This is a genomic window from Streptomyces sp. C36 (assembly GCF_040932295.1).
Lineage (GTDB): Bacteria > Actinomycetota > Actinomycetes > Streptomycetales > Streptomycetaceae > Streptomyces > Streptomyces triculaminicus.
The window spans coordinates 1-2,544 of the sequence record NZ_JBFQGI010000024.1 but is presented as its reverse complement, the minus strand read 5'-3'; the positions used below and the strand labels follow the sequence as shown (position 1 = coordinate 2,544).

Genomic DNA, 2,544 nt, shown 5'->3' with positions numbered 1-2,544 from the left:
ACACACCCGCCAACGCCACCCGATCAGCGACATCGCAAGCGACGGTCTCCACGCGGGCCCCGAGCGCGGCGAGCTCCTGGGCGAACTCCGCCGAACCCTCGGCCAGGGGCCCCCGCCGGCTCACCAGGACGAGGTGCCGGACGCCATGGGTGGTCACCAGATGCCGGGCCACCAAACGACCCAACACACCCGAAGCACCCGTCACCAACACCGTGCCGTCAGCGCCGAAAACAGGCTCGCCAGTCGGCTCCGGCACCTCGGCACGCACGAGACGAGGCACGAACACCTCACCACCACGCACCATCACCTGAGGCTCGCCCACGCTCAACGCGGCTGAAAGTGAGCCCTCTTCTTCGTCATCGACATCCACCAGCACAAAGCGGCCCGGATTCTCCGACTGTGCCGACCGCACCAGACCCCACACAGCTGACTGCCACGGATCCACACCACCGGCCACAGCACCACGCGTCACCACGACCAGACGCGAACCCGAACGTTCAGGCTGATCATCGGCCAACCACTCCTGTACCAGCCCCAACACCCGATACACACCAGCATCACCATCGGCATCACCGGCACGCACAACCACCACGTCAGTCGGCGAAGCGTCATCGCCCAGGCCGCCCGACACCGGACGCCGCACCCACTCCACCCGGTACAGCGACTCCTGTCGCGTTCCCTGAGCCGCCGAGAGAGCCGCGACGGTGATGGGCCGAAGGGTGAGGTCGTCGACGGTGGCGACGGGCATGCCCGTCTCGTCGGCTATCGACAGCGAGACCGCTTCCCGCCCGGCTCGCGTCAGCCGGACCCGCAGGCTCGTGGCCTCCGTGGCGTACACGCTGACCCCGTTCCACGCGAACGGGAGCTGCCCCTCGTGCCCGTCGGGCAGGAAACCGCTCACCCCCAACGCGTGCAGCGCCGAGTCGAGCAGTGCCGGATGGAGGGCGAAGCCCGCGACGGAGGTCTGTTCGGGCAGCGCGACCTCGGCGAAGAGATCCTCTCCCCGCCGCCAGGCTCCCCGTAGCCCCTGGAACACCGGTCCGTAGCCGAAACCGGCAGCGGCAAGCTCCTCGTAGCAACCGTCGGTCTCGATCGCCTCCGCACCCGCAGGCGGCCATTCCCGCAGATCAGCGGTCGGCTCCGTACGCTCGGCGGTGAGGGCTTCGGCCACCACGCCGGTGGCGTGGCACGTCCACGGCGCGTCCACGGCGTCAGCGCCCTCGACCCGCGAGTGGATCTTCACGGTCCGCCGCGCCGCATCGTCCTCCGCGCCGACGGTCACCCGGATCTGGACCGCACCCTGTTCGGGCAGTACGAGCGGTGTGGCGAGGGTCAACTCCTCGACCCGGCCGCACCCGACCTCGTCGCCGGCGCGCACCGCCATCTCCAGGAAGGCCGTACCCGGCAGCAGCACGACGTCGGACACCGCATGGTCGCCGAGCCAGGCATGCGTGGCCCGCGACAACCGTCCGGTCAGCAGCACACCACCCTCATCGGGCAGACTGACCGCCGCGCCCAGCAGGGCGTGTCCCGCCGCCGCCTGGCCGACCGACGACACATCGCCGGAGGCGGCGGGTACGTCGAGCCAGTACCGCTCGCGCTGGAAGGCGTACGTGGGAAGGTCGACGCGCCGGGCACCCCGACCGGCGAAGACGGCGGTCCAGTCGACGGCAACACCGTGGCCGTGCAGTTGAGTCATGGCCCGCATGACCGCCGTGTCCTCGGAACGGTCACCACGCAGAGCCGGCACGGCCGCGAGCGACTGGGCCAGGGCGGTCAGTACACCGCCGGGACCGATCTCGAGGCACGTCCCGACACCTTCGGCGGCCAGCACCTCGACGGCGTCCGCGAACCGCACGGCCTGGCGGACGTGCCGCACCCAGTACTCCGGGTCGCACAGCTCGCCTTCCGTGACCAGACGGCCGGTGAGGGTGGAGACGATCGGGATGGCCGGGGCGGCGAAGGTCACGCCTTCGGCGACCGTCCGGAAGTCCGCGAGCATCGGCTCCATCAGCGGCGAATGGAAGGCATGCGACACGGCAAGGGCCTTGGTCCTACGGCCCTGAGCGGCGAGCCGGGCGGCGATCTCCGTGACGGCCGCTTCGGCGCCGGACAGCACCACGGCCTGCGGACCGTTCACGGCCGCGATCCCGACCCGGTCCTCGAAGCCGACGAGCAGCGGAAGGACCTCGTCCTCCGACGCCTGCACCGCCACCATCACACCACCGGCAGGCAGGGCCTGCATCAACCGACCACGAGCCACTACGAGCAAGGCCGCGTCGGGAAGCGACAACACCCCGGCAACGTGCGCGGCGGCCAGCTCACCAATCGAATGCCCGGCCAGGAAGTCGGACCGTACGCCCCAGGACTCGAGGAGACGGAACAACGCCACCTCGACGGCGAACAAGGCAGGCTGCGTGAAACGGGTCTGGTTCAGCAGCCCGTCATCGTCACCGAAAGCGACCTCCCGCAGCGGATGCTCGAGATGCGCATCAAGCTCCACGCACACCGCATCAAAGGCATCAGCGAACGCCGGGAACGCGC

General features: G+C 70.0%; 1 protein-coding gene. It reads right to left on the bottom strand.

Annotated elements, in window-relative coordinates; translation table 11 throughout:
• Positions 1–2,544: acyltransferase domain-containing protein (locus AB4K12_RS31210; protein WP_368438167.1), on the bottom strand; the 2,544-nt coding region annotated here is incomplete at both ends.